The 435-nt window shown below is 40.9% G+C and carries 1 protein-coding gene; it reads right to left on the bottom strand.

The window, feature by feature from the left end; translation table 11 throughout:
* Positions 1-435: cation:dicarboxylase symporter family transporter (locus LC407_RS20835; protein WP_223483533.1), on the bottom strand; the 435-nt coding region annotated here is incomplete at both ends.

Here is a 435-nt window from a genome sequence, read left to right as displayed (position 1 = left end):
GAATAGAGGTAATATAGAAGGTTCCCACTAAAAATATCAGATTCAGGACCGAATGAAGACCATATTTTCCGATGGTAAATGCCATTGCCCCAAAAGCCCCGATGGGTGCCAGTTTCATCAGCATATGCACAATTTTGAAGATAGGAGTAGACAGATCCTGTAAAAAGTCGGTTACTTTCTGGCTTTTTTCTTTGGTTAAAACCAGAGCAACACCCATTAAGATAGCTACCAGAAGTACCTGAAGTATAGTTTCACCGACAAGTGGACTGACAAGCGTTTCAGGAATAATATTCATGATAAAACCTGTCAGCGTCGAATCATGAGCTTTTTGCTGATATTGAGAAACATCACCGGATAGAGTAGCAGGGTCGATATTTAAACCGTGTCCCGGCTTCAGAATATTTCCGACGATAAGTCCGATAATCAGAGCTAAAG

The organism is Stenotrophomonas sp. OVS01A (genome assembly GCF_019969775.1).
Taxonomy (GTDB): Bacteria; Pseudomonadota; Gammaproteobacteria; order Xanthomonadales; family Xanthomonadaceae; genus Stenotrophomonas; species Stenotrophomonas indicatrix.
The sequence above is the reverse complement of the archived record's forward strand: the minus strand, read 5'-3'. Positions and strand labels throughout refer to the sequence as shown.